The organism is Kitasatospora sp. NPDC058184 (genome assembly GCF_042883725.1).
Classification (GTDB): Bacteria; Actinomycetota; Actinomycetes; order Streptomycetales; family Streptomycetaceae; genus Kitasatospora.
Genome location: NZ_JBHVVE010000017.1, coordinates 93,486 through 115,926 on the forward strand (window position 1 = coordinate 93,486; position 22,441 = coordinate 115,926).

General features: G+C 72.0%; 20 protein-coding genes. All 20 read left to right on the plus strand.

Annotation, left to right across the window (positions count from 1 at the left end):
- The first annotated feature begins 57 nt into the window (after positions 1 to 57).
- The 20 genes from ACFVXH_RS28750 to ACFVXH_RS28845 all read left to right on the plus strand — a co-directional run bounded on the left by ACFVXH_RS28750 (position 58) and on the right by ACFVXH_RS28845 (position 22,388).
- Entirely contained in the window at positions 58 to 1,227 is a 1,170-nt protein-coding gene (locus tag ACFVXH_RS28750) for a C40 family peptidase (protein ID WP_074003034.1), read from the plus strand.
- A gap of 80 nt (positions 1,228 to 1,307) precedes the next feature.
- Positions 1,308 to 1,616, plus strand: a complete 309-nt coding sequence (locus tag ACFVXH_RS28755; protein WP_063346628.1) for a DUF6112 family protein — start codon at positions 1,308 to 1,310, stop codon at positions 1,614 to 1,616.
- Entirely contained in the window at positions 1,616 to 2,302 is a 687-nt protein-coding gene (locus ACFVXH_RS28760) for a hypothetical protein (protein WP_074003035.1), read from the plus strand. The genes ACFVXH_RS28755 and ACFVXH_RS28760 overlap by 1 nt, the downstream gene beginning before the upstream one ends.
- 36 nt (positions 2,303 to 2,338) lie before the next feature.
- Entirely contained in the window at positions 2,339 to 3,799 is a 1,461-nt protein-coding gene (locus ACFVXH_RS28765) for an ATP-binding protein (RefSeq protein WP_074003283.1), read from the plus strand.
- 138 nt (positions 3,800 to 3,937) lie between these two features.
- A complete protein-coding gene (locus ACFVXH_RS28770; RefSeq protein WP_380740961.1) occupies positions 3,938 to 5,410 on the plus strand; it encodes an SCO6880 family protein in 1,473 nt (490 codons plus the stop codon).
- Positions 5,411 to 5,444: 34 nt separating this feature from the next.
- The gene (locus ACFVXH_RS28775) at positions 5,445 to 5,894 is read left to right on the plus strand and encodes a DUF6238 family protein (protein WP_074003037.1); all 450 of its coding nucleotides are present in this window, start codon (positions 5,445 to 5,447) and stop codon (positions 5,892 to 5,894) included.
- Positions 5,895 to 5,912: 18 nt separating this feature from the next.
- On the plus strand, positions 5,913 to 7,418 hold the full coding sequence (locus ACFVXH_RS28780) for an ATP-binding protein (protein ID WP_074003284.1): 1,506 nt from the start codon (positions 5,913 to 5,915) through the stop codon (positions 7,416 to 7,418).
- A gap of 32 nt (positions 7,419 to 7,450) precedes the next feature.
- Entirely contained in the window at positions 7,451 to 8,728 is a 1,278-nt protein-coding gene (locus ACFVXH_RS28785; RefSeq protein ID WP_074003038.1) for a hypothetical protein, read from the plus strand.
- Between the two features lie 101 nt (positions 8,729 to 8,829).
- The gene (locus tag ACFVXH_RS28790) at positions 8,830 to 9,936 is read left to right on the plus strand and encodes a hypothetical protein (protein ID WP_387828579.1); all 1,107 of its coding nucleotides are present in this window, start codon (positions 8,830 to 8,832) and stop codon (positions 9,934 to 9,936) included.
- A 96-nt stretch (positions 9,937 to 10,032) separates the two neighbouring features.
- Entirely contained in the window at positions 10,033 to 10,785 is a 753-nt protein-coding gene (locus tag ACFVXH_RS28795; RefSeq protein WP_387828582.1) for a hypothetical protein, read from the plus strand.
- Between the two features lie 108 nt (positions 10,786 to 10,893).
- Entirely contained in the window at positions 10,894 to 11,130 is a 237-nt protein-coding gene (locus tag ACFVXH_RS28800) for a hypothetical protein (protein ID WP_387828585.1), read from the plus strand.
- Positions 11,131 to 11,163: 33 nt separating this feature from the next.
- Positions 11,164 to 11,661, plus strand: coding sequence for a hypothetical protein (locus tag ACFVXH_RS28805; RefSeq protein ID WP_387828588.1), 498 nt, complete (start codon positions 11,164 to 11,166; stop codon positions 11,659 to 11,661).
- A gap of 285 nt (positions 11,662 to 11,946) precedes the next feature.
- Positions 11,947 to 13,167, plus strand: a complete 1,221-nt coding sequence (locus ACFVXH_RS28810; protein ID WP_387828591.1) for a hypothetical protein — start codon at positions 11,947 to 11,949, stop codon at positions 13,165 to 13,167.
- A gap of 98 nt (positions 13,168 to 13,265) precedes the next feature.
- Entirely contained in the window at positions 13,266 to 15,050 is a 1,785-nt protein-coding gene (locus tag ACFVXH_RS28815; protein ID WP_074003042.1) for a type IV secretory system conjugative DNA transfer family protein, read from the plus strand.
- A 98-nt stretch (positions 15,051 to 15,148) separates the two neighbouring features.
- Positions 15,149 to 15,370: a hypothetical protein gene (locus ACFVXH_RS28820; protein WP_074003043.1), complete on the plus strand. Its 222-nt coding sequence runs from the start codon at positions 15,149 to 15,151 to the stop codon at positions 15,368 to 15,370.
- Complete coding sequence (locus ACFVXH_RS28825; protein ID WP_074003044.1) at positions 15,370 to 16,533, plus strand: DnaB-like helicase N-terminal domain-containing protein; 1,164 nt, start codon at positions 15,370 to 15,372, stop codon at positions 16,531 to 16,533. Before ACFVXH_RS28820 ends, ACFVXH_RS28825 begins: the two co-directional genes overlap by 1 nt.
- Positions 16,530 to 17,111, plus strand: a complete 582-nt coding sequence (locus ACFVXH_RS28830) for a hypothetical protein (RefSeq protein WP_074003045.1) — start codon at positions 16,530 to 16,532, stop codon at positions 17,109 to 17,111. Before ACFVXH_RS28825 ends, ACFVXH_RS28830 begins: the two co-directional genes overlap by 4 nt.
- Positions 17,112 to 17,261: 150 nt before the next feature.
- Entirely contained in the window at positions 17,262 to 19,958 is a 2,697-nt protein-coding gene (locus ACFVXH_RS28835) for an NACHT domain-containing NTPase (protein ID WP_074003046.1), read from the plus strand.
- 479 nt (positions 19,959 to 20,437) lie between these two features.
- A complete protein-coding gene (locus ACFVXH_RS28840) occupies positions 20,438 to 21,646 on the plus strand; it encodes an MFS transporter (protein ID WP_380740957.1) in 1,209 nt (402 codons plus the stop codon).
- Positions 21,647 to 21,674: 28 nt separating this feature from the next.
- Positions 21,675 to 22,388: an HAD family hydrolase gene (locus ACFVXH_RS28845; RefSeq protein ID WP_380740956.1), complete on the plus strand. Its 714-nt coding sequence runs from the start codon at positions 21,675 to 21,677 to the stop codon at positions 22,386 to 22,388.
- The last annotated feature ends 53 nt before the right edge of the window (positions 22,389 to 22,441 follow it).

A 22,441-nucleotide genomic window follows, 5' to 3' on the forward strand; every position in this document is an offset into this window, starting at 1 on the left:
ATGCCCTCATCCGCCTCCGCCGTTGGCCCGGTTCCGGTTCGGTGATCGGCGGGCACCGTGAAGAAGGCGGTCAGCGCACTCGTCGGGGCCGTCGCCTGCGGCCCGCTGATGCTGGCCCTGCCGGTGGTGATCGCCGGCGCGGGCAACGCCTCGGCGACGTCCGCCTCGTGTCCGCCCGGCGGCGGTCCGCAGGGTGTGGACAGCTCGGCCGTCGCGGCGCAGGTCGAGGCGATCCTGAAGGGTTCCAGTCCGCTCAGCGCCCCGAGCGTGGCGGGGCTGAGCAAGCCCGACGAGCAGATCCCCAACGCGAAGACCATCCAGGCCACCGGTGTCGCCCTGCACATCCCGATCCGGGGGCAGGTCGTCGCGCTGGCAACGGCGATGCAGGAGAGCGAGCTTCGCAACATCCGCTACGGCGACCGGGACTCGCTGGGCCTGTTCCAGCAGCGGCCCTCGCAGGGCTGGGGCACGCCGGAGCAGATCATGCAGCCGGTGTACGCCTCGACGAAGTTCTACGCGGCACTGCAGGAGGTCAACGGTTGGGAGTCGATGACCGTCACCCAGGCCGCCCAGGCAGTGCAGCGCTCCGGCTTCCCCAACGCCTACGCGAAGTGGCAGCCCTTGGCGGAGGCCCTGCAGAAGGCCATCGCCCCGCTGCTCTCCCCCGCCACCGGCACCTCGCCCACCCCAGCGCCGACGCCGACGACGGGCAGCACCCCAAGCCCGACGCCCAGCAGTGGGGGCTGCGGTACACCGACGGCAGGTGGTGACGGCACCGACTTCGGGACGATCCCGCCCGGCTCGCTGCCGGCCGGATACAACATCCCGACGGACGCGCCTCAGCCGGTACAGACCGCGATCCGCTGGGCGCTCGGACAGTTGGGCACCCCGTACCAGTGGGGCGGCACGTGCGCGAACTCGCACGGCGCGGACCCGATGGGCAGGTGTGACTGCTCCTCCCTGATGCAGGTGGCCTACCGAACCGGCGGGGTCTCACTGGAGCGGACCACCTACGACCAGGTCAAGCAGGGCACCGCCGTCTCGGCGGACGCGCTCAAGCCCGGTGACCTGCTGTTCACCCGGGGCACCGCGGCCGTGCCGGAGCACGTCGGGATGTTCATCGGCTCGGGGCTGATCGTGCACGCCCCGAAGACCGGCGACGTGGTCAAGATCTCGACTCTCGCCTCGTGGCGGGCGGAGATCCTCGCGGCCCGCCGGGTCGTCTGACCCGCACTCTCCTCCCCTCCCTCTTCTCCCCTTTTCTCCGGGCTGCCTTGGCATGCCTTGATTCGAACTGGAGTTCAATCTTGTATCTCGCGGACGCCGTCGTACAGCTCGCCTACGACCCCGGAATCACCCCCAACGAGGGTGGCCTGCCCGGCCTTTCGGTCCTCAAGCAGGTGATGGGCTCGCTGAACTTGTTCGGCATCATCGCGGTCGTCGGCGCCCTGGCCGTGAGCGCCGGTGTGTGGGCCTGGGGCCACCACAGCGGCGGTCACCAGGCCGAGGCCAACGGCAAGAAGGGCGTGCTCGTCAGCGCCGGCGCCGCCCTCCTGCTGGGCGCCGCGAACGGCGTGGTGAGCTTCTTCTCGACGCTCGGAAGTCAGGTCAAGTAATGCAGAAACGTTCATTCAATGCCGCCCGCGGTGGTCTTTCCAGCGGCGCGCTGGTGCGCCGCCGGGTGCTGTTGGGCACGGCCGTCCTGGTGGTGCTCGTCGTCTGCTCCGGGATCCTGGCCTACGTCACCCGGGACGGCCGGAGCTCCCCCGAACATGCTGCTGCGGCCAGCTCGCCCGCGCCAGGCCCGTCGGGTTCGGTTTCGCCGGGCGCGCGCTCGGCCGCGCTGCCCGGGCCGCCGTCGACGCACGATCCGATCGCGTTCGCGAAGGCGGCGGCGGTGGCGCTGTGGTCGTACGACACCCGCTCGTCCTCCCAGCCCGAGCTGGTGGCCTCCCTTCACCGGTGGCTGACCGACGAGGGCCAGTACGCCGACGCGGACTCGGTCGACCGGCTGGTCCCGTCGCCCCTGCTCTGGGGGCGGATGGCCGACTCCGGGCAGTTCGCCTCGGCGACCGCGGCGGAGGCGCACTTCCCGGAGTCGTTCACCCGGGCGCTGCAGGCGGATCCGGGGGCGATCTCGCAGGCGTACGTCTACGCCGTGACGGTCTCCGGGAAGCAGTCGATCTCCTGGAACGGTGCCCCGGCCGGCGGCGCCGAGGACCGCTCGGCCACTCTCGCCGTCCAGTGCCGTCCTGACCGCCCGTGTGCTCTGGCCGGTGTGCTGCCGGCCGTGGCGCCCTGAGCCCGGGAGGTACTCGTGGACATCTGCAACCTCCCGATGATCGCCCAGGTCTGCACCGTCGTCGACGGCATGAACTTCGTCAGCGACCCGGGCAAGAGCATCACCGACGGCATCGGCGCGTGGATCGCCAAGTCGATGGGTGAGCTGGCGGCCAGCGCCGTCGACCTGTGCGCGAAGGCGGTCGACGAGACCACCGCGATCGACCTGTCAGCGCCGTGGTTCAGGGACAACTACCAGCTGATCCTGCCAATCGGGCTGATCCTGACCGTGGGCACCTTCTGCGCGCAGCTGATCCTGGCCGCCTGGCGCCGGGACGAGCGAGCGCTGGCCAAGGCGGCGTGGGGCACGATGACCGGTGTCCTGTTCGCCTTCGGGGCGATCAGCTTCACCGCGGTAGCAGTGACGACGGTCGACGCCTTGTCGGCCGGGTTGTTCCAAGCGGCGCACACCAGCGTGGCCGACGCCGTCAGGCGCATGATCAAGGTCACCCAGTTCGGCGCCATGTTCCCGCTCGGCTGGGCGATTCCCGCCCTGGTCGCGGTCGGCAGCGCGATCGGGGCGTTCCTCTACTGGTGCGTGATGGTCGCGCGCAAGGTCGGCGTCCTGGTGCTGGTGGCGCTCGCGGCGTTCGCGGGTGCCGGCGGCGGCTGGGAGGTCGCCAAGCGCTGGCGGCGCGGCTGGATCGAGGCCACCGCCACCCTGATCGTCAGCAAGCTGCTGATGACGGTGGTATTCCTCGTCGGCGTCTCCGCGCTCGGCAAGACGGACGCCAAGGACGGGATCGCCGCGCTGTCCGACGCCCTGGCCGGCGTCGTGATCATGGTCATGGTGCTGCTGTGCCCGTACGCCGTCTACAAGTTCGTCCACTGGGCGACGGACGGCGGTGGCCACGACGACGTGCACCGCACCGGCATGGCCGGGATGGCGACCGTGGCCGGGGCGGCGAAGACCGCCGGTTCCCTGGCCATGCAGTCCGGCATGGGGATGCCGGCGCCACAGGGACCGCCCCAGGTTCCCGGGGTCGGCGGCGGCGGTGCTGCCTCCGGCATCGACCCGACCGGCCGGATCAGCGCGGACGGCATCGACGCCGGCCCCGCGCAGCAGCCGACGAAGTTCCGCTTCGGCGAGGACCCGAACGCCGGCGGCGACCGCGGCCGCGCCCTGGTCACCCGGCCCGGCATCCCGTCGCTGATTACCCGGGCGTCCGCCGGAGGCGGCGCCGAGCGGTCGAAGTCCGACGGCGGCGAGGCAGCCCCGGCCCCGGCCGCCCCGCGTGTCCAGGGTGCCAACCTGGCAGACTCCGTCGCTCCGTCTGCTGTCGGGAGTTCTCCGGCTTCCGGTACGGCCTCGGCCCCGAGCGTTCCCGCTCCTCCGGCACCGGTCGGCCCCGCCGTTCCCCCGCTGCCGGCACCGGCTGCTGGTAGTCCGGGCCCGGCTGGAGGCCCGGATCCGGGACGCTTCGTCTACCCGAACCGGACCGCCGAGCCCGGGTCCTGACCAGTATCCTCCTTCCCCGGGGTGGGCGGCCCAGCGCCGCCCGCCCCGGGCCCACCATCCCCGAAGGAGCCCCGCGATGACGTCCAGAAGAGCGCCGCGCCCCCGCCCGCCGCCCGCACGCGCCTCCCTGGAACCCCGATGTCCTCCACTCCGAAGTCCGACGCCACCCCCGCGTCCGTCAAGTTCCCCCACCGCTCCAAGCGCGGCATCCTGCTCGGCCTCAGCGCCCCGCAGCTGGTCGCCTCCGCCGCCACCGGCCTGCTGCTGCTCGCCGTCCTCACCACCCGCGGCGTCACCGGCGCCCTCCAGCTCATACCTGTCTGGGCCACGGTCGCCGCCGCCGTGTTCGTCCGCTACCGCGGTCGCACCCTCGCCGACTGGGCGCCGGTCGCCGCCCGCTACGCGCTGCGCCGCCTGCGGGGGCAGCTGCTCTGGCTCGCCCGCCCCTCCTCCCGGCCGGTGCGCGAGGGCCTGCTGCACCTTCCCGGCAGCGCGGCCAGCCTGCGTGTGGTCACCGCCCCTGACCGCCGGTACGGCGCCGTCCACGATCCGCACGCCGGCACCCTCACCGCGATCGTCAAGGTGAGCAGCCGCGCCTACGCCCTGCTCGACCCCGGCACCCAGAACGCCAACGTCACCGGCTGGGGCCGCGCGCTGGCGGCCCTCGCCCGTACCGGCCAGGTCGCCCGCGTCCAGGTCATCGAGCGCACCGTCCCCGACTCGGGCGACGCGCTGCGCCGCTACTGGGAGGAGCACGGCCGCCCCGACGCCCCGCTGGCCGGCGCCCTCTACGGCGAGCTGATCCAGAACGCCGGTCCGGCCGCAGCCCCGCACGAGGCCTACGTCGCCATCGCTCTCGACTTCAAGGGCGCCCGGCGGCTCATCTCCCAGGCCGGCGGCGGCCTCACCGGTGCCTTCGCCGTCCTCGCCCAGCTGACGAGCTCGTTCGAGCAGTCCGCCCGCACCGCCGGCCTCAACCCGACCGGCTGGCTTTCCACCGCCGAGATCGCCGCCGTCGCCCGCACCGCCTACGACCCCAAGTCCCGCGCCGCCCTCGACCGCTGGTCCGAGGACGGACGCCCCGGCGCAGCCCCGGCCGCCGCCGGACCGGTGGTCGTGGTGGAGAAGGCCGACCACATCTCGACCGACTCCGCCCACCACGCCACCTACTGGGTGGAAAACTGGCCGCGCACCGAGGTCAACCCCGGGTTCCTGCACCAGGTGCTGTTCGCCTCCGGGGTGCGCCGCACCGTCTCCCTGTCCTACGAGCCGCAGGACCTCGACTCGGCGATGCGCGACGTGCGCCGCAAGAAGGCCTCCGTCATCGCCGACTCCGCCGAGCGTGCCCGCAAGGGCCAGGTCTCCAGCGAGGCCGACTCGGTGGAGTACCAGGACATACAGAACCGAGAGCGACAGCTGATCGCCGGCCACGCCGACGTCGCCCTCACCGGGCTGCTGACCGTCTCGGCCGACACCGAGGACGAACTGCGCTCCGCCTGCGCCGTGGTGGAGACCGCCGCGGTGGGCGCCCAGCTCGACCTGCGCCCGCTCACCTGGCAGCAGGGCGAGGCGTTCACAGCCTCCGCTCTGCCGTTCGCTCTCGCCGCCTGACGCCGGCCCTCCCACCTTCCGAAAGAGCACCCCGATGCCGGCCACCACCCCTGTCGTGCAGGACTTCGTCCCGTACGCGACCGCCGCGATCGACTTCCACCGCGCGCTCAACATCCCCACCGGCCCGCTGGTCGCCTCCCGCGCCGAACTCGACTCCCTGCACGAGCACCTGGTCGCCCTGCACGCCCTGCTCGACGCACACGCCCAGCGCACCAGCCCGCTGCTGCCCGGGGAGGGCGACCATCTCAAGGCCGCCCGCACCCGCCTGTGGCAGGCCGCCGACCACCTCCACGCCGCGTACCACAGCGCGCCCCGGCCCGGCACCGGCGAAGTCCCTGCTCCCGAGGCGTGTCGCACCCGCCGGCCCGAGGGCGCGCCCGAACTGACCATCTGCCGCCGCCACCAGCAGACCGCCCACCTGGTGCGCCGCCGCGCCACCCCCGCCGACCTGCACTCCCCGTTCACCGGCCTCGTCCGCCACTGACTTCCGAAACCCGTGATCATGTCCAGGAACCGCGCCACCGCCTCCCCGCTCTTCGTCCCCCGCAAGACCACCCGCGCCCAGCAGCGCGCCGCCCGCGCCGAGTTCGCCGAGGCCCGCACCAAGGCCCGCTCCGCCCAAGCCCCCGCCCGACGCCGCGAACACGAGGGGCCCGACCCCGACCTGCGACCCACCTACCCCGCCTCCGGGCGCCCGGGTCCCGCCTCCGCCCGCGGCGGCAAGCTCCGCCTACCCAAGCACCGCCTGACCACCGCCGTCGCCGGCGGCGCCTACCCCTTCCTGGCGGAGGCCGGCCTCGGCGCCGAGGGCACCTTCATCGGCCGCGACCTCCACGCCGAAGGCTCCTTCTGCTTCGACCCCTTCGCGCTCTACAACTCCGGTCGAATAGAAGGGTTCACGAACCCGAACGCGATCCTGTGCGGCGTCATCGGCATGGGCAAGAGCGCGCTCGCCAAGTCCATCGCCACCCGCTCCATCGCCCACGGCTACAAGATCTACGTACCGAGCGATCCGAAGGGCGAGTGGACCGGGCTGGCCCAGGCCCTCGGCGGGCAGACCATCGCCCTCGGCCCCGGCCTCCCCGGACGGTTGAACCCTCTGGACGCGCCGGAGCGGCCCGCGGAGGTGAGCGAGGAGGACTGGAGCACCGAGGTCCGCAAGCGCCGTCTGCTCCTGCTGGCGAGCCTCGCGGCCACCGTGCTCAAGCGCGATCTACTGCCGATGGAGCACACCGGCCTCGACGTCGCCCTGGACCTGGTCGTCGCCGATGCCGAAGCTGCCGGCACGGTGCCGCTGCTCGGCGACATCGCCCACGTCCTCGGCCGTCCCGAGCGCCTCGACGCCGCCCTCGGCAACCAGGGAGGCGGCCTCGGCCACGCGACCGACGACCTCGCGCACGCCCTGCGCCGCCTGGTCCACGGCGACCTGAGCGGCATGTTCGACGCCCCGTCCACCGTCACGTTCGACCCGAACGCGCCGATGCTCTCCATCGACCTTTCCCGTCTGGGCAGCAGCGGCGACGACACCGCCCTCGTCCTCGCGATGACCTGCGCGAGCGCCTGGATGGAGGCCGCTCTCACCGACCCCGCCGGCGGCAGGAGGTGGGTGGTCTACGACGAGGCGTGGCGGATCATGCGCCACGTCGGCCTGTTGGAGCGCATGCAGCAGCAGTGGAAGCTCTCTCGCGGGCTGGGAATCGCAAACCTGCTGATCCTGCACCGCCTGTCCGACCTGCTGTCCGCGGGCGACGCCGGATCGCGCGGTCGCGTCCTCGCCGAGGGCCTCCTGGCCGACTGCTCAACCCGGATCATCTACCGCCAGGAACCCGACCAGATCCCCGCCGCCATAGCCCTGCTCGGCCTCACCGGCGTCGAAGCCCAAGCCATCGCCGCCCTCACCCGCGGCCGCGGCCTGTGGAAGGTCGCCGCCCTCTCCTTCATCGTTCAGCACCTCCTCCACCCCATGGAAAAGCAGCTGTACGACACCGACTTCCGCATGGCCGCCTGACCGCCCCGGCCCTCCGAGAATCCTTAACTCACATGCCCAGCACCGACATCGAGTCCTACCTCGACCACTCCCACCTCACGGCAGCCGACTTCACGGCGTTCGAGCAGCTGCTCGCCGCCCAACGCGACCGCCGCCCGTACACCGATTCCGACTGGCACCTTGTACTCAGCTCCAGCGGCCGAGGCGGCGACGGGCGGTGGGAGTCCACCTACGCGCTGTTCCGCCCGGGCGGTGCCTTCGGCACCCCGACGCCCGACGACGAGACGTACGTGCGGGTGTACTTCGACGAGAACGGCCGAGCCCTGCCCGACCAGCCCCACCGCCCCGCGCCCGTCCCTCCGTTCGCCGCAGAGCTGGTCGAGCACCTGCCCGGCTGGACCGTCCAGCCCAACCCGCTCGCCCCCGGCCGGGACCTCGCCGAACTCCGCCGCCAGGCCTGGGGCTGGGGACGGCTTCCTTGGAACACCGTCTCCGCTCCGCACACCGCCTTCACCCTCACCGGCCCGAACGGTGAACGCCTCCTCGCTGTGCGGACCGGCGTGGACGCCCCGCTCCTCGTCGGCGCTGCCCGGCCCGACAACGTGCCCGCCTACGACCCCAGGGCAGTGCACCTGCCCACGCCCGTCGCCTTCCCCGCCGGCGCACCGCCGGCCGCCGTGGCGGCCGAGCTCACCACCACCCTGGGGCCGCGCTGCCAGCAGGCCGCCTGGAAGGCCCGCGCGAGCGCCGCCACCCACGCCGTCGAGGCCCTGCGCCGTCTGAGCACCGCCTACATCCCGGCCCCCGGCGACCCCTGGGGCCACGGCGAGATCGGCTCCTTCGACTCCCAGGAGGGCCGCAACCGCGCCGCCTGGCCGTACACCGAGACGCTCATCGACCAGGGCCCGTACCTCGTGGCCGGCATCCGTTCCGCAGCGACGATCGAGGACCACCTCGACCCCGCCATCGGCCCCGACCTGCGACAGCTCCACGTCACCGAGACCGCGCTCGACAGGCTCCGAGAGGTCCGGGACGGCTGGCGCGCCGACATGGCCGCGATCACCGGAGACCGCGCCGCCGCCGAGCGAGCGCGGGACCGCGCCGAGGACCTGCGCAATCAGGAGGCGTGGCAGTGTGCCGCGCCGCTCACGAACGGCCCGCTTCCCGCGCTGGCAGCACACGTCGCACCAAGGATCGGTTCGCCCGAGCCGAACCGCGAACAGCAGGTCAAGGCCGCACTCGCGCGCACCGGCCCGGTTCACGGCCCCAGCACTGCGGCGGCAACGTCACCGGTCCCGCCGACGCCGGGTGCACTCCGGTGCGCGCGGTGAGCGTCTAGCACGGCTTCGCAGCCGGACCAACTCCCCGGTCTTCGGCATCATCAGCTCCCCGCCCCGCTGCGGCCCGTCCGCGTACCCCGCAGGAGCACGCCATGCAACCCGACCAGCTGACCGTCCTGTTCGCCGAGAACGGCTTCGGCGTCACCGCCCACGTCTACGGCCCGGACACCCCGCCCGGCCGCGACACAACCGGTCCTGGCCGGCACTACGCCCACGTCACCCGACCCCTCGCGCAGCGGGGCCTTGAGACCGGGGTCGACTTCGGAGCGGACGACCATGTCGTCGTCGCGCAGCTGCACGACGGCACCTTCCTGTCGATCTCACCCCCGCCGGACGGCGGACGCCCCGAAGTCCCCGGTTTCCCGGACGCGTGGCTCGTGAGCCGGTACGCCCCGGGCAACGCCGAGCTGCCCGAAGTCCTCTACGACAGCCGGCCTGGCGGGCCCGACGCCCGCAAGCGGGGGAACGTGCCCGAGCTGCTCGCCGCCGTCGACGAGTACCTCGACGGCCTGGGCGTGCCGTCCCGCCAACAGGTCCAGGCCGTACGTGCCGGCGCCGAGTCCGCCCTCCACCGCGCGGGGTTCATCCCCGTCGTCCGTGTCCACGAGACCCATCACCGGCTTCCCGTCGCCATGGTCGACCCCGGCGAGCGCCGGAGCGCCGTGACGCGGGCCGTCGACCACCTGCGCGCCGCGGGCTACCGCTTCACCTGCCCGGCGGACCTGATCGACCACAGCCTTCCGCCGACGCTGCCCCCGTCCCGGTCGCTGGCCCAGGTCGGCGAGGCCGTCTCGGCAGCCGGGCACACCCGCGAGGTGGCCGACGCGCTGAGCGAACTGACCGCTCCCGGCGACGGCGTCCTCGACCAGGTCGTCGGCGTGCTCCACGAAAGCGCCTCCTGGTGGGAGGGCCTGGGCGGCGCTTCCGATCCGCACTACGCCGCCCGTCTGCGCCACATCGCGGACATGGCGGACGGCTACGTGCGGGAGATCCGGGCGATGCGCGGCGACCTCGCCGACCGGCACGCCGCTCACCCCAGTCGCGCCCGGCCCGCACCCCGGGTCCCGGCCCGCCTCGACACCCGGGTGCTCGCCGCCGTCGCCACCTCCCCCACCGCCGTACGCACCCTCACTGGTCACCCGGCCGAAGCCGTCCTCGCCGCACCGGCCGCCGTCCGCTCCGCGGGTCCGCGCCGCTGAACCCCTGCCCGGGAAGGACAACCGCCGTGCCCCGCCGCCGCAGACCGCGTTCCGCCCACCGCTCCCACCGTCCGACCACCAAAGCGGAGCCCCACCGTGTCTGCCGCCGAACCCACCCAGCTTCCCCACGTCGCCATCGGGCACCACCCGAACCACGGCATCGTCGCCTCCCTGCCCACCCAGTCCCCGGCCGCCCAGTGGATGCTGGAGCGCCTCGACTTCGAGCGCCTCCCCGGCTACCCCACCCTCTACACACTCACCGACCAGCACCTCCAAGCCCCCGAACGCGCAGCGTGGGCTGCCAAGCTCCTCACCGACGCCGGCTATCGCGTCGACACCGACATGGCCCTGGCCTCCGAGAACACCGGTCGGCAGAAACGGGCACAGGAACGGACGGCCGCCGCCGAACCGACGCCCAGCCACCAACCGGACACCGGTCCGGACGTCGCCTTCGCCGAGCATCCGACGCTGGGCATCGTGGCCGCCGTCAACGACCACCTGCCCTTCAATCCGGGCATCTTCCTGGACACCGACGGCTGGCGCCACCACCGGGACCTGGACGTCTACTTCCCGCCGACCGGCACCCGGGCGGAGTCGCTCGACGTCGTGGCGCACACCGTCACGGGACTGCGGCGCGGCAACTTCCAGGTCGCCCTGGAGCCCCGGCTCGCCGAGGACGTCGCCGCGCACCGCGCCGAGGTCCGGCAGGCGTTCACCACGCACAAGTTCCGCGTCGACGAGGCCGCGCTCAAGGGCCCCACCCACCAGCCCGCTCCTGCCGCCGCAGTCGGCACCAGCAGGCCCCCCGCGGCCGTCGACCCCCGCATCGCCTTCGCCCGTACGCGCTGACCAACCCCGCACCCCCTCCGACGACACCCAGTTCCTCCACCGCCCCAGCACCCCCCGCTCCCGCGCCTCTCCCAGGAGCCGGACGTAGCCTTCGCCGTCCACCCCAAGTTGGGCATAGTCGCCGCTCTCCGCGACCACCTGCCCCGCGAGCCGGCCGAACTCCTCACCGAAGCGGGATGGCTCCACCCGGCGAACCTCGACATCCTCCGAGCGCCCGGCGACGGCCTCGACGCCGTCACCGAGGCGACCATCCGCCTCCGGCGGGGCCGGTACACCGTCGCCGTCGAGCCCGCCCTCGCGGACACCGTCCTCACCTGTGCCACCACCGGTGACCACCACCGCTGACCAACCAGCACCACGAACAAGGGACAGACGAGCATGGCAGTGAAAAAGGTCTGGACGATCACCCACGCGTGCGGGCACGAGGCCGAACGCGACCTCGGCGCCCGCCCGGCCGACCGGCGAGCCGGCTTCGCCGAGTGGCTGGCCAGGCAGGACTGCACCGACTGCTGGCGCGCCGCCCAAGGCGACGACGAGACGGGCAAGGCCGAGTGGCTGGAGGCCAAACGCGCCGCCGAGCAGGCTGAGTCGGAAGCCTGGTCCCAGCAGTACCGGATGCCACCACTGGAGGGCACCGACCGCGGCATCGCCTGGGGCATCCGGTGTCGCCACCAGGTCCTCGCCGCCGCCTACACCGCCCTCGTCCTCGACACCGGCATGCCGGATCCGCAGTGGGAGCAGATCGAGGACCAGGCCCGCACGATCACCCGCGCCGGCTGGTGGATCGACCAGCGTGCCTCCGAGCCCGGCGATCTGCCCGAGCTGCTCGACGCGGCCGTGGACACCGACCGGCCGACCGAGAACCCCTTCGTGTGAACCCCCGGTGCCCTGCCCCTGCGGGCAGGGCACCGAACCAACTCCCCTTCCTCGCCGTCCGATTCGAGAGCACCACGACGGCCAGCCCCCCTGCACCGCAGCGTCCGGCGCGCCGAGGACACCACCGATCCGCTCGCCGCACCTCGCTGACGCTCGCGGAACACCCCGGCCGGGCCCAGCCGCCTCCTACCACCGACTTCCAGCCCGGCCAAACCGCCGAATCCGCGGATTCTCGGTCTCCCAGCCCGCCCGCCGGGCCCCACCGCCCGTCCGAGAGGGGACGCCGTGATCGCCCACCTGCAGCGCGCCACCACCACGGCCGCGCTGATCCCCACCCTCTACGGCCTGGACGACCCACGCGGACGGCTGCGCCCCAGGCTGATCGGCGCCGACTACCGCGGCGCCGACAAACAGCTGCAGCTACCCCTGTTCGGCGACCCGCACGAGGTCCTCGGCGGCGGCGTGCTCGACGCCCCGGCCCTGCGGATCGGCTCCCGGGCGCCCGAACTCCCGGTGTGGATGTGCTCGGTGCGCTCCGACCCCCGCCAACCGGACCTGAGCGACGCCCAGTGGGCCGACGTCGCCCGGCGCCTGGTCACCGCGACCGGACTCGCCCCCGTCGACGACCGGAACGGCTGCCGGTGGGCCGCGATCCGCAATGGCGACCGGTCCGTGCACGTCGTCGCCACCGTCGTACGCGAGGACGGATACATCCACGGCACCTACCGGGACCCCTTCCACATACAGGCCGAGTGCACCCGCATCGCCGGCGAACTCGGCCACCTCACCCGTACCGTCACCACTTCCAAGGACCACCGGATGCCCGCCATCACCATCGGCGCCGGGCCCAGCGGCAGCGTCGTCGCCACCGGCACCAGCGACGACCTCTCGGCCACCCTGCTCCGCCACGCCGGGTTCAAGCAGATCGACGACTGGCACGGCCGCCGCCACCGGCTGCCCACCACGACGCCCAACCACGAAGCAGCCGCCTGCGCCACCCACGCCGCCGAGATGCTGCGCGCCGCCCGCTACAAGGTCGACCTCGACCCCCGGCTCGACGTCCAGCCGCTCGCCACCGCCGGCCAGCAGATCCTCGATCTCAGCGATGAGCTGCGCGGCAGCACCGACTTCGCCGAGCTCGCCGGCGTGCTCGACCGACTCCTCGACCCGGACGACGGGATGCTCGTGCGCCTCCAGGAGGCCTTGGAGACCGCCTCCGAACAGATCACCGATCTCGACCCCGACCAGGTCGAACTCTCCGACCGATTCGGGTCCTCGTCCGACCAACTCGTCGAGGTCCAGGCCGAACTGGACGGGGCCGTCGACGAGGTCCGGCGCGCCGGGTCCCGCGCGCCGGGCGCCACCGACGGCAGGGGCACCGACGACCTGCGAACCCGCGCAGCCCTCGCCCGCAGCACCACCCCCGGCATGTCCACCGCAGCCGCCCCCACCCGGCTGCCGCCCGCATCAGCTACATCGGCCCGGCCTGCCGCCCGAGCCCGCTGAATCGTTCCGCCAGCCAAGCCCCGTGGAGAGCACCGTGATCCGCACCAGAGCCGATCGCGCCCCGCCCACCGCCCGCTCGTACCTCCCTGGACCTCCTCTTGCCTGCCCCTCGCACGAGCGCGCCGTCAACCACCACCGGCACGGACGCGCTGCTCTACCTCCTGTTCGGCGTCCTCGGCGCTGTCCTCGCCTTCGGCTCCCTCGCCTGGCTGACCGGCAACCTCACCAACGCCCTGGCCGGCTCCGGCCCCTGGGCATCGTTCAACGCCACCAACGCCCTGCTGCACCCCAACCGGCTGTGGCCCCACCTCGGCCCCGCCGCCGTCCTGGTCGGCGCCCGCCTCGTCCCCGGCGTGCTCACCCTCGCCTCCACCGTCACCGTGCTCGCCCTGTGGCTCCGCCACCGCGCCGGGACGAAGAGTGGTCTGGCCCGGGCAGCGGACATCGCACCGCTGCTGGACGAGGAAGTCACGGACAAGGCCCGCAGCCTGCGCCCGAGCCTGAAGGACGAGAAGGAGGTCGCGCCGGCCGACCGCGGTATCCCCATCGGCACGCTCTCCCCGGGCAAGGCCGAGGTCCGCGCGAGCTGGGAGGACGTGATGGTCGCGATCATGGCGCCGCGCTCTGGCAAGACGAGCGGCATCGCGATCCCCGCGATCCTCGCCGCGCCCGGGCCCGTGCTGTTGACCTCGAACAAAGCCGCCAACGACGCCTACACGGCGTGCGTGGACGCCCGGGCGAAGGTCGGCAAGGTCTGGACGCTCGACCCGCAGCAGATCGCGCATCACCCGCGCGAGATGTGGTGGGACATCCTCGCCGACGCCCGCGACCTTGCCGGCGCCAAGCGCTTGGCCGGGCACTTCGTCACGGCGAGCGTGGACGAGTCCAGCGGCTCCGACTTCTGGTCCACTGCCGCGAGCAACACGCTGGGGGCCCTGTTCCTGGCTGCCGCGAGCCACCGCCGTCCGATCACCGATGTGCTGGCCTGGCTCGCCTCGCCTTCCGACCGCACCCCCGTCGACCTGCTCGGCGACGCCGGCCACCACGCGGTCGCCGCCCAGCTCCAGGGCACCGTCACCGGGGCCACCGAGACCAGGGATGGGATTTTTGAGACGGCGCGGCAGTACGCCAGCTGCCTGCTGGACCCGGAGATCGCCGCCTGGGTCACCCCCACCAAGGGCGTACCGGAGTTCAAGCCGTTCGACTTCGCCTCCTCCCGCGACACGCTGTTCCTGCTCAGTAAGGACGGCGGCGGCTCCGCCAGCGCGATCATCGCGGCGGCGGCCGACGCGGTGATGCGCGCGGCCGTCATCGTCGCCGAACGCAACGGCGGCCGGCTCGACCCGCCCGCCCTGTGCGTACTCGATGAAGCGGCGAACGTCTGCAAGATTTCGGACTTGCCGGACCTCTACTCCCACCTCGGCAGCCGGGGCGTCATCCCGATCACCATCCTGCAGTCTTACCGCCAGGGCCAGCGCTGCTGGGGCGAGGCCGGCATGGATGCCCTGTGGTCCGCCGCCACTGTGAAGGTGATCGGCAGCGGCATCGACGACGCCGACTTCGCGGACAAGCTGTCGCGGCAGATCGGCGAGCACGACGTGCAGACCGTCTCGGTCTCCAACTCCGACAGCGGCAAGTCGACTTCGGTCTCGATGCGCACCGAACGCATCCTGCCGCCGGACGAGATCCGCGCGCTCCCCAAGGGCAAGATCCTGCTCTTCGCCACCGGCATGCGGGTCGCGATGCTCGACCTCAAGCCCTGGTACAAGGAGCGCTCGGCCAAGGAGATCGGCCCGGCTTCCTCCCGCGCCACCAAGGCCATCACCGAGCGCGCGCTCGCCAAGGCCGCCCACAGCCGCGACGACTTCACCCTCTCTGCCTGAGCACCCCGCCCGACGGCGCCGGTCGACAGCACCCCCAGCCGGCGCCGCACGTCCTTCCCCACCTCGCCTCGATTCCCCTTGCTCTCCGGGAGTTCTGCATGTCCGATCCGAACGCCGTCAAGCGCCCGCGCGTATCGGCTCCGCTGTCTGGGGCGCCGGTGTTCCGGCGCGGGGGCCACTGGTGGCTGGTCACCGGGGCCGGTTCCCTTCTCGCCTCCGATCCCGTGTTCACGGGTGAGCTGGACCGGTTCGCCGCTGCCAGGGCCGCCGCCGACCGCGAGGTCACCCGTCTGCGGGCCGAGGGCGACGGGGCAGCGTGATGGACCCGCTGCTCACGGGGGAGCAGGCCGTGCTCGGCGCGGTGCTGCTCGATCCGCGCCAGCTCGATCGCCTGGGCTGGCTGGAGCCGCGCGACTTCTACCGCCCGGCCCACCAAGCCCTGTTCGGCGCTCTGCGCACCCTCGGTGGTGCCGGGCACCCCGCGCTCGCCGCCGGGGGTGCCGTGCCGCTGGCCTGGTTGAACGACAGCCTCGCCGAAGCCGGTCGGCACGTCCAAGGTCTCACCGCCTCCTACCCGCATGCCCTGATCGCGGCCTGTCCGCGCCCGGCCAACGCGCCGGTCTACGGCCGGATGGTGCTCGAAGGCTCCATCCACCGCACCGTCGCCGAGCATGCCGCCCGCCTGCTCGCGGTCGCTGAGGAGGGCGCCCGGCAGCACGAGGCCGACGGCACGGTCGCCCAATCCGACGTCCTGGTGGGCGTCCTGGTCGACCTCGCCCGGCGTTGGGGAACCCCGCCGAGGCCGCAGGGCCCTGCCGTGCCGCCGGCCGTCGTCGCTGCCGCACCTGCGGCGGGCCAGATCGAGGACGAGCGGTTCCTGCTCGCGCTGCTCGTCCACCAGGACGGGGCGATCGGCGAGGTGTTCGGCTGGCTGCGGCCCGGCGACTTCGCCGACCGGGGCCACGGCCACCTCTACCGCTGCCTCGGGGCGCTCCACCACCGGGGGGAGCCGATCGACCCGGTCACCGCGCTGTGGGAAGTGCAGCGGCGGGGCCTGCTCGCCAACGGCACCCTCACCGGCGAACGCCTCTCCGCCGTGCTCGGCAACGGCGCGGCCGGCTCGGCCGAGTGGCTCGGCGAGCAGCTCCTGCGCGGCTCCCTCAACCGCACCGCGGCCGTCGCAGCCCGGCAGATCGCCGCTCAGGCCGACGGCGACCGGCTCGCCCCCGGTCAGCTCATCGGCCAGGCGCTGCATGCGCTCGGCCCGGTCGATCAGGTGCGGGAGCGCTGGCGCACGGCCACCTCCCCGCCGGACTCGCAACCGCGGCCGCGCGCCGACCAGACCGCCCGCGTCAGCGCCGCGCTCGCCCGCAGCCCCACCCGAGCCGCCGGCCGCACGATGCCCGGTGCCGCCTCCGCCCGAATCCCGTGCGTGGTCACTGCCCCCACTGTCCCCACCCGCCCCCACCGGAGCTCCTCGTGAACACCCCCGTCAGCGAATCCCTCGCCCTGCAGTCCCTGGCCCTTCGCGTCAAAGCACAGGAGGCGAAGCTGCCCGCCGTGACCAGCCCGCCGGCCCGGCTCGCCGAAGCCTCCTCCGTCGGTCGGCAGATCACCGAACTCGGCCACCTGATCGCCGAGATCGGTCAGGCCATCGAAGCGCGGGTGGCCGTGGAGCCCGTCCCCGAGCATGTTCTGCGCACGGCCTGGACCTACGGCGAGGTCGCCGACCGGATGGGCCAGACCGTCTCCGCCCTGGGCGCGGCCACCGACCAGCTGGCGACGGTCGCCCACCTCGATCCCCTGCGCGGCCGGCCCGACGTCGACCAGGCCCTGGCAACCGCCGGCCAGGTCATCAAGGAAGCGGTCTCGACCGCTCACAGCGAGTTGGCGGAGGCCCAGCGGTCCATCCGGACGACGGTCTCGATCATCGATGGACAACAGGCTCGGGTCGAAGCCGCCCGAGCCCGCTCGGCCCACGTTCCCTCGCAATCCACGCCGTTCGCTCAGGCTTCCGTCGTGGCAGCGCCTGTGTCCCTGTCTCTTGTACGCTCGCGCTGAACTCCCGGCCGGTCCCGCCGGACTCAACACGGCTTCTTGTCACCTATGGGACAAGCATCGGAGCGCGGGAGCTGATCGCGACCGGTAGACCGCAGCTTGGGGCTCCAGCAGGCAGACTGGGCAACACCACCTATCGACGAACGGGGGCCGATGGCCATCAAGGACCCGGACCGGAAGATTCTCTGGGGCAGGTCCGGGAACGAGTGCGCGTTCCCGGACTGCCGCCAGAGGCTCACCGACGACGTGGGCGCCGATCCCGACTCGCGGAACCCGGTCGTGCTCGGGGAAGAGGCACACATCGTTGCCAGGGAGGACGACGGACCGAGGGGCGATCCCGGCCTCCCGCTCTCGGACCGGAACTCGTACACCAACCTCATACTGCTCTGCCCTACGCATCACACGCTGATCGACAAGGAGCACGGGCGCCACTTCCCCGTCAATGACCTCCTGGCCATGAAGCGTGCGCACGAGGACGCCATCGACCGGCGACGGGAACCCTCGGATGGGACGCCGGAGGAGTGGCACAGGCGGGACGCCCTGCTCGCCGGCCTATCCGCCAGTCGAGGCCGACTCATCACTCGCTGGATCGCAGTGGGGTTGACTCCCGAACAAGCCGAGGGCCTGGCCAACGACGATGAGATCGGTGTGTGTCAGAACTTCACCCAGTTCCACATCGGGCGCAAATTCGCGATTCTGACAGGCGACTTCGGCTCTGGCAAGACCGTCGCCCTGGAACGGGAGTACCAAAAGGCGGCGGTCCGGGCCATCGACGACCCCGATGCGCCACTACCGATCCACTTCACGGCTAGGTCAGCCGGACCCGACCTTCTGCGGGCGCTCGACGAACGGCTCACACGCATTCCCAGCAAGCACCATCAGGTGACGGTGTTCCTCGACGGCTTGGACGAGTTCGGAGCCGAACGCACGGCCGAAGTTATCGACGAACTCTGGTCCTGGCTCTACAGCGCATCTGGCCGGAAGGTCTTGGCCACCAGCCGCCCGGACCCCAACCTCCGCGCCGACTTCTTCACCCTGCCTGCACTCTCGGATGCCGAGCTCCAGGAACTCCTCGATCGTGTGGAGGCACCAGAGGACCTGGCGTGGCATTCCAACGCTGATATCCGCGACGCTCTGCACCGCCCGCTCTTCGCGCTGATCGCTGCCGACTGCCATCGGTCCGGATCCGAGGTACCGCATTCGCGAGGAGCGTTCCTTGCCGCCCTCGTCGAACGGGCTCTCACCCGGTCCGCAGGCCTTGGTCTTGAGACATACACCCTACTCGCCCGACTCGGCCGTCTCACCCTGGACGCCGGAGGATCCATCGCGGCCAGCGAGGCTGGCAACAGGGAGGATCTGCAGAGCCTTGTTCGGACCCGTTTGGTCGTCCACCGAAACCGCACGCTCTCCTTCGCTCTCCCAGTACTGGGACAGTATTTCGGTGGCCAGTACATCCTGGACAACGGTCTACCGGAACTCTCGGGATTCACGCCACAGCGCCGGGACCGGTGGAGAGACGCTCTTACGTTCGCCGTCTCCAACGGATCGTGGGACCGGGTGACGGCCCTACTCCGCGACCTCACGGCAGTCGACCCCGGTCTGGCCTCGTGGATCATCGACAAGGCCGTTCCAAAGAACCCCCTCGCGTCGACGGCGGCCCTTCCCGAGGATCTCGAATGCGCCCGGCGCCTGTCCACGACGCTTGACAACTGGCTCAGCGGACTCGGTCACGCAGCATCTCTGCTCAGCTGTTCAGACGAAGCCGGACGTGGCCTGCCTATCGGGGTCGGATCAGACGCCGGTAGTTCCAATATCGGCGTCATGTTCGCCGCTCCCGTAGTACCTGCAGACCGGCAGCGCTTCTTCGCAGTCACCGCACGGCCAGACCTAGAACGTGGCGAGATAGCGGGCTACAGAATCCTCTCGCTCCGACCAGCGACCGTCCCTTCTGATGTCCCCGCCTGGCCGTGGCAATTGTCTCTGTCCTGGGTGAAGGCGAGCATGGCGCAAGTGCTCACGCACCGAGCCTTTCCCTTGCCCGAGAACGTGACTGCTGTCCAGGAACGAACTTGGAACATCGCCAGGCTACTGACCGGGAAGGTCGGCTTCGGGTCACGCCTCCCCATCCCGCTCACCGATGTCATCTCGGCGGTCGACGAGATCTTCCGGGAGACGCCGAACATCGCCCTGGTCCGATTTCGAGGTGGCGCTGTCGTACTGCGGTCGGAGCTGGCGAGGCTCCGCGACCAGTGCGTCGGCCAGCGTCTCCTGATCACTCGTGACGGAATGATCCATTGTCCATACCCCGTGCCGGACGTCCCAGGGCCTGACAGGACCTCATGTGATGTCTCTGCTGCCTACAGCCCTGATGTACTGATCGACATGGTCAGACAGGTCTACTCCGGCGCGCTGTCCATCTACGAGAGCATCGTCACGGAGTACCTGTCGCCTATTCGACGGACCCTGCAACTCGGCGGCGCGCTGCCGGTGCGGTTCGCCTGCAAGATCAGCTGGCCTCCTATCGGGACCGACCGGGTAGATATGGGGCCCCTTCTCTTGCGTACCGTCCTCCCGCTGACACCTGGTTCCACGTCCCAGGTCGATGTAACGGAGGTGGAAGACGTCAGCGCCGAGACCGACTATTGGCCCGACTGGTTCGGATCCATCGATAGCCACGCCGAGTTTCGCCGCCTTCGCCCCGAAGCGGCTGCCTGGTCCGGGCGAAGCACCGTCCACGAGGTCCTGTGGATATTTGGGGAGAGCCCGGCTACGACTCTTGCCTACAACTGGCTCTCAGCAGACCTCAGAGCGATCGGGCTCTCCGATTCGGTCAACATGTCTTTCGGCTAAATCTCTTGTTGCAAAAGGCCCAGGCTGGATAGGTAGGGGTGTGGCCCGACCTGCTGGCCATACGTTTCGGATTCGATTGCACAAGTAGGCGGCGTCCTGCACCGCGTGGTGCAGGACGCCGTCTTTCTCTTGGCAGTCATGGAGGACCTTTCAGGTCTTCATGCCGATGAACATGGGATCAATACGGACTCGGGTTGGGTAGCCGCCGTTGCGGAAGTCGGCCGACCCAACTCGCCGCTCTGGACAACGGAGTTGGGTTCCAGCAGGCCGTCCACTCCCCAGAGCAACGGGCTCCGCCTTCTCCCAGAGCGCCGTGTCCGACTACGAGGCTTCTATCTCATTCTTGCGGCCGTACCAAATCCCGGAATCCGCGGACTCTTCTCTCCGCAGCCGCACCGAACCGAGGGCTGTCATGCCTGCGCATGCCCCGGTCCGGCGCGCCCGCGCGCCGCCGGCCGTACGACCGAAGGACCTTCTCCTTGAGCACCACCACCGCCTGCGGCCCTGCCCAGGACAGCGGCTACCGCGCTGTCCTGGGCTCGCCGCACGTCACCCGACTGCTCAGCGGCACCCTGATCGGCCGCCTGCCCACCGGCATGGCACCGATCGCGATCCTGCTGCTGGTGCGCGCCGAGCACGGCCCGCTCGCCCTGGCCGGAGCCCTCGGCGCCCTGTACGGCCTCGCCTCCACGCTCGGGCAGCCGCTGCTCGGACGCCTGGTCGACCGCCACGGCCAGACCCAGGTCCTCGTCGCCGCCACGGCCACGGCGAGCACGGCGTTCCTGCTGCTGCCGTGCACCGGCCCGACGCGCCACCCGGTACTCGCCGCGCTCACCATGGTGGCGGCGGGGCTGGCGACGCCGCCGCTGGAGGCAGGCCTCCGGGCACTGTGGCCGGTGCTGCTGCCCGACGCCGGGCACCAGCGCACCGCGCTCTCGCTGGACAGCAGCACCCAGGGCCTGGTGTTCGTCGCGGGTCCGCTGCTGGCCACCGGCTTCGCGGCCGGTGCCGGAGCGACCACCGCGCTGGTGGCGACCGCGGCGCTCGGCCTGCTCGGCACCGGCCTGGTCGTCACCGCCCGCCCCTCCCACGCCTGGACGCCGGCCGAGTTCACCGAGGCGGTTCACTGGACGGGTCCGCTGCGCGTGCCGGGTCTTCGGGTGCTGTTCGCCGCGCTGATCGGCACCGGTGTCGCGCTCGGCGCGGTCAATGTCCTGGCGCTGTCCGCCGCCGAGCGCCACCACGCCGGGTGGCTGGTCGGGGTGATGCCGGCCGCGCTGTCCATCGGCAGCATGCTCGGCGGCCTCGCCTACGGCCGCCACGCCTGGCCCGGCGCACCCGCCAAGCACCTGGTCGCCGCCTCCATCGGCTTCGCCGCCGGATGGCTGCCGCTGCTGCCCGCCCCCGCGCCCGCCGTCGCCGTCCTGGGCGCCGTACTGCCCGGAACCTTCCTCGCGCCGCTGCTGACCGCCGCGTTCCTCACCGTCGACCACCTCGCCCCCGAAGGCGAAGCGACCGAAGCGTTCGCCTCGCTGATCGCCTGCATCGGCGTCGGCCAGGCCGTCGGCACCGCCCTCGCCTCCCTCGCCGCCACCGTCGGCCCACAGTTGCTCGCCCTCGTCCCGCTCGCCGGGGCCGGCGCCGCGCTGTGGCTGCTGCACCGCTTCAACGACCGCCTCTCCGCCTGACCACCAAGCTCATCCCGAAGGACTCGCCGTGAACACCTCCCTCTTCGCCGCCGCAACTCCCGCCACCCGCATACACGTTGTCTGGGACTGGAACGGAACAGTCAAAGACGACCTCGACGACCACGTCGCCGCGCTGAACGCGACCCTGCCCGCCCTCGGTGGCGCCCCGGTCGACCGGGAGACCTACCGGGCCAAGCACACCGTCCCGATCCCCAACTTCTACGCCCGCCTACTCGGCCGCACGATCACCGAGCAGGAGTGGATCTCCAGCGACAACGCCTTCCTCGCCCACCTGCGCGCCCAGCCGGTGCGCGTGCGCGACGGCGCACCCGAGCTGATGACCGCCCTGCGCGAGGCCGGCCACACCCAGTCACTCCTGTCCCTGTGCCCGCACGACACCCTGGTCCGCGAAGTAGAGCAGGCCGGCATCGGGCACTTCTTCACCCGGTACGAGGGCCGCACCGGACCCTCCGGCGGCACCAAGGCCGCCCCGCTCACCGCCCACCTGCACGCCCTCGGCCTCACCGACCGGGCGCACCGGGTGCTGCTGGTCGGCGACGCCGTCGACGACGCCACCGCCGCCCACGCCAACGGCGCGCACGCCGTGCTGCACACCGGCGGACTGCACCACCCCGCCAAGCTCGCCGCCTCCGGCCACCCGCTCACCGGCGCCCTCGCCGACGCCGTCGCCCTCGGCCTGCGCCTCGTCCAGGACAACAGCACCCAACTGGCCTGCGCCTAGCACCAATCGGCGGCCGGATCAAGCCGCCTTTCCCGCGTTCCATCTCCCTCAAC

Excerpts from the sequence above, each read along its gene's own strand:
- ACFVXH_RS28765 (WP_074003283.1), top strand. The coding sequence starts at position 2,339 with ATGATCGCCCAGGTCTGCACCGTCGTCGACGGCATGAACTTCGTCAGC.
- ACFVXH_RS28760 (WP_074003035.1), top strand. The coding sequence starts at position 1,616 with ATGCAGAAACGTTCATTCAATGCCGCCCGCGGTGGTCTTTCCAGCGGC.
- ACFVXH_RS28825 (WP_074003044.1), top strand. The coding sequence starts at position 15,370 with ATGGACCCGCTGCTCACGGGGGAGCAGGCCGTGCTCGGCGCGGTGCTG.
- ACFVXH_RS28820 (WP_074003043.1), top strand. The coding sequence starts at position 15,149 with ATGTCCGATCCGAACGCCGTCAAGCGCCCGCGCGTATCGGCTCCGCTG.
- ACFVXH_RS28805 (WP_387828588.1), top strand. The coding sequence starts at position 11,164 with ATGGCAGTGAAAAAGGTCTGGACGATCACCCACGCGTGCGGGCACGAG.
- ACFVXH_RS28770 (WP_380740961.1), top strand. The coding sequence starts at position 3,938 with ATGTCCTCCACTCCGAAGTCCGACGCCACCCCCGCGTCCGTCAAGTTC.
- ACFVXH_RS28790 (WP_387828579.1), top strand. The coding sequence starts at position 8,830 with ATGCAACCCGACCAGCTGACCGTCCTGTTCGCCGAGAACGGCTTCGGC.
- ACFVXH_RS28835 (WP_074003046.1), top strand. The coding sequence starts at position 17,262 with ATGGCCATCAAGGACCCGGACCGGAAGATTCTCTGGGGCAGGTCCGGG.
- ACFVXH_RS28775 (WP_074003037.1), top strand. The coding sequence starts at position 5,445 with ATGCCGGCCACCACCCCTGTCGTGCAGGACTTCGTCCCGTACGCGACC.
- ACFVXH_RS28785 (WP_074003038.1), top strand. The coding sequence starts at position 7,451 with ATGCCCAGCACCGACATCGAGTCCTACCTCGACCACTCCCACCTCACG.
- ACFVXH_RS28780 (WP_074003284.1), top strand. The coding sequence starts at position 5,913 with ATGTCCAGGAACCGCGCCACCGCCTCCCCGCTCTTCGTCCCCCGCAAG.